We start from the raw sequence: 3,470 nt of genomic DNA on the forward strand, positions 1-3,470 counted from the left end.
CGGCCTCTTCTTCCCCATGCTCTCCATGATGAACATCATCCTTCCGGGGCTGAAGCCCCTGATCTCAGATGTCCGTCAAAGCGGATCAAGCCCACGCATCACCCTCGCCGCATGACCACCCCAAACACCCGCACACCAGACACCACATCCTTGACGAAGGACATAGAGACACCCCCCCCCCGCCTCGCCGACCCGAGAACGGTGCCGAAGTATCCCGGCCCGTTGCCGGGAGGCGTGAGACCGGAGCTGACCGTCTTCCTGAGCGGGTTGACGAAGGAATCCTTGGACACGTACAGCCGGATCGAAGAACCCGGCGATCCGGTCGTCGAGGCCCGGACGCATACGTCAGTCGGGGGGTTCTACACCGCGATCTCGGACGCGTTCAGTAACCAAGCGGACTTGATCACGGGGGCTCGCCAGGTGACCAGCAGCATGTCCCACCACGGCGCAGGCAACAGCATCGTGGCGCTGCCATCGCTCGCGGCCGTCGAAGGCGCCATCGGCGTCATCAAGGAGCAGGGCGAGGGCACCTCCGCCTCCCCGCACAGCCCGCACAGCCCGCACAGCCCGCACAGCCCGCACAGCCCGCACCCGGGCCAGGCGGGCGAGCTGGCCCACTATTACGTCTTCCGGGAGCTGTACCACGGCCGCGAGTTGGTCAAGACGTCCACGGCCCCGGAGAGGTGGAAGTCACGGGCGCCGCGATACCGATGCCCGCCACCCTGCCGATGGGCAGGGTGCCTCGGAACGGCTGGGGCTCGGAGGGCGGACAGCCACCCGACCCGACCACCAGGCAGTTGCTCGACCGCGCCAATCACCACTACAGCGCCATGCTGCGCTTCCTGGAGCAGGCGTGGCGGACGGACGTGCCCTCCGAGGCGAAGCAGCGGTTGCAGGCGGCCGTCGACGAGATGCGCCTGCTGGCGGAGCCGGCCCAGGAACTAATGGGCAGGCAGCTGCCCGACGGCAGTGGCAGGACCTACGGACCGGAATTCCGGTACGTCACGCCCGAGAACCACCCGATCAGGCCGGCGCGTGCAGTGCCGGTCGGACCCCGGCGCTCCCTGCGGGAGACGCGTGCCGGACACCTCGCTGCCGCCCGGCAGGCACCACCCGGAGTGCCCACCACCATTCCATGGAGGAGAACATGAACGACAAGGACTACAGATCGGAGACCGGCCCTCTGCCACCGCCGGGCCTGATCAGCTTCGAGATCCCCAACCGGGGGCCCATCATTGATCCTCCGTTCGTCGACGTCCCGGACTACAGCCCGTTTCTGCCCGCAGCGGAAACCTGCTCTGTCGACTACGAGAGGACCGAGCCCCGGATCACCGATGACAGCCGCCGTCAGGCGGTGGACGCGGCCCTCGCCGCCGACAGGGTCACCGGGAGGCTGGAGGGGAAGCGGAACCAAGTGCTCGATGTCGGAACACGTGCACTGGACCGCGAAACCGACCACCTTCTGGTGATCATCTACGACTACACCGACGACGTGGTCGTGGAGGTCACGATCGACCCGGTTCGCAGAGCGGTGCACGAGGTGACCGAGGAGCGGTACCAGCCTCCGCTGACCCCTTCCGAGCAGAACGAGGCGCTAGAAATGGTGCGGGTGGACGGCCGGTTGTCCGCGGCGGGCATAGACGTCGACACCGGCGTAGGTCTGATCGTCGAGGACGTGAATTTCCGCAGCCCTCGCCATGGGCACCGACTGGTCGACCTGCGCTTCGGACCGGCGGAGCGGTATCTGCCCAGGGCGTTCGCCATCGTCGACCTCAGCGCCCTGGCCGTCGTCAGTACCGGCCTTCTACCGGTCGAGGAGGGTTCGTCATGAGTATGTCAGGCCTGGTGAGCTGGCCTCCCGAGGCTCCCGTGTGGACCTTTCTCTGGGAAGCCATCGACGGCGACAGCGAGGCCATCGCCTTCCGTGACGTGCGCTTCCGGGGTACGAAGGTGTGCCACAAGGCGAGCCTGCCGATGATCCGGGTCCGCTACGAATCCGGTATCGGCCCCTACAAGGACCCGCTGAGCACCGGAAACATGCAGGGCCCTGTCAAGGTCTACGAACACAACCAGTCCGGCTTCCGCCACCTGGTGGTGGAGAGCTACCACCGCATCGGTAGGTACCACCTCGTCAACCGGTGGTTCTTCCGCAGCGACGGTCTCATCCTGCCGCAGCTGCACAGCGCGGGCCTGCAACATCCGGCCACCCACCAGCACCACGTCTACTGGCGCTTCGATTTCGACATCGACGGGGCAGCCAACAACCTGACGCTGGCGAACATGACGTCGGGCGGCGACTGGGGGTACGGGGCCGGCTGGATGCCGCTGCCGCGCGAGACTTGGCAGGTGACGGCATCGGCCCATCGCTGGGCGGTGCTCAATAAGCAGACGAGCCGTGGTTACGTCATAGACCGTGGTCCGCATGACAGGCCGAGCGACGCCTTCGAGCCCGCCGACATGTACGCCGTCGCCTACCACGGAGCGGAAGACCTGAAAGGGCGCCTCGGCACGGCGTACTCGGCGCAGATCTTCTCGCACATCAACAACGAGAGCATCGACGGACAGGACCTCGTCTTCTGGTACGTCGCCCACTTGCACCACCAGTACCACGGGCCGGAGTTCGAGTGGCACGTGTGCGGTCCGCTCCTGTGGCCGTTGCGCTACCGGGACTAATCGCAGTGCACCGGGGTTTAGCCCGGTGGTGAGGCGATTCTCAGAAGTGCTCTGGCCCGCAGGTCACAGCGGACGATTCTGCTGCTCGATGTACTGACGGACGATCGACAGCGGAGCCCCGCCAACCGACCCGGCGAAGTACGATCCGGACCACAGCCGCTGCGCCCGCCAGTAGTGCCGGACCAACTCCGGGTACTCCTGCCGGAGCCTGCGGGAGCTGACGCCCTTCAAGCTGTTGACCAGCTTGGAGATGGCGACCTTGGGCGGGAAGTTCACGAGGAGGTGAACGTGGTTGTTCTCGCCGTTGAACTCGACCAGCTCGCATTCGAAGTCCTCACAGACCGCCCGCATGATCTCTTCCATGCGCGTCAGGTGCACGCTGGTGAAGACCTTGTGCCGGTACTTCGTCACGAAAACCAAGTGTGCGTGCATGACGAACGCGCAGTGTCTGCCAGTGCGAATGTTCTGATACTCAGCCATAAACCAACTGTAGTACGATCATGGAGATGCAGCTCAGGTACTCCTTCCGGATGTACCCGAACGGTCCGCAGCGCTCCGCGCTGGCCAGGGCGTTCGGGTGCGCACGGGTGGTCTTCAACGACGCGCTTGGCGTCCGTGAGGACGCCCGCGTGGCCGGGCTGCCGTTCGTCACCTCCGCCGAGCTGGGCAAGCGGCTCACTGAGGCGAAGAAGACCGAGGAACGCGCCTGGCTCTGTGAGGTCTCCGCAGTCGTTCTCCAGCAGTCCCTTCGAGATCTGGACACCGCGTACCGGAATTTCTTCGACGGGCTGAGGGAC

At 65.6% G+C, this 3,470-nt stretch carries 5 protein-coding genes and 1 pseudogene; 5 read left to right on the forward strand and 1 reads right to left on the reverse strand.

Features of this window, described 5'->3' with window-relative positions:
- Nucleotides 1-111: 111 nt before the first annotated feature.
- The 4 genes and pseudogenes from ACZ6C1_RS38790 to ACZ6C1_RS38805 all read left to right on the forward strand — a co-directional run.
- A pseudogene (locus ACZ6C1_RS38790) lies at nt 112-585 on the forward strand (ferritin-like domain-containing protein); the annotation flags it as partial.
- A 98-nt stretch (nt 586-683) separates the two neighbouring features.
- Nucleotides 684-1,151, forward strand: coding sequence for a hypothetical protein (locus ACZ6C1_RS38795; RefSeq protein WP_469247730.1), 468 nt, complete (start codon nt 684-686; stop codon nt 1,149-1,151).
- Nucleotides 1,148-1,831 (forward strand): hypothetical protein, encoded by a 684-nt coding sequence (locus tag ACZ6C1_RS38800; RefSeq protein ID WP_469247726.1) that lies wholly within the window; start codon nt 1,148-1,150, stop codon nt 1,829-1,831. Before ACZ6C1_RS38795 ends, ACZ6C1_RS38800 begins: the two co-directional genes overlap by 4 nt.
- Entirely contained in the window at nt 1,828-2,673 is an 846-nt protein-coding gene (locus ACZ6C1_RS38805; RefSeq protein WP_469247727.1) for a hypothetical protein, read from the forward strand. Before ACZ6C1_RS38800 ends, ACZ6C1_RS38805 begins: the two co-directional genes overlap by 4 nt.
- A 63-nt stretch (nt 2,674-2,736) precedes the next feature.
- On the opposite strand, the gene tnpA is transcribed toward ACZ6C1_RS38805, so the two are convergent.
- Nucleotides 2,737-3,153, reverse strand: coding sequence for an IS200/IS605 family transposase (gene tnpA, locus ACZ6C1_RS38810; protein ID WP_469247728.1), 417 nt, complete (start codon nt 3,151-3,153; stop codon nt 2,737-2,739).
- A gap of 26 nt (nt 3,154-3,179) precedes the next feature.
- Between tnpA and ACZ6C1_RS38815 the strand changes: the two genes are divergently transcribed.
- The coding region (locus ACZ6C1_RS38815) for a helix-turn-helix domain-containing protein (protein WP_469247729.1) at nt 3,180-3,470 on the forward strand (291 nt) is incomplete at its 3' end.

The sequence above is a fragment of the Streptomyces sp. NPDC041796 genome, assembly GCF_055590785.1.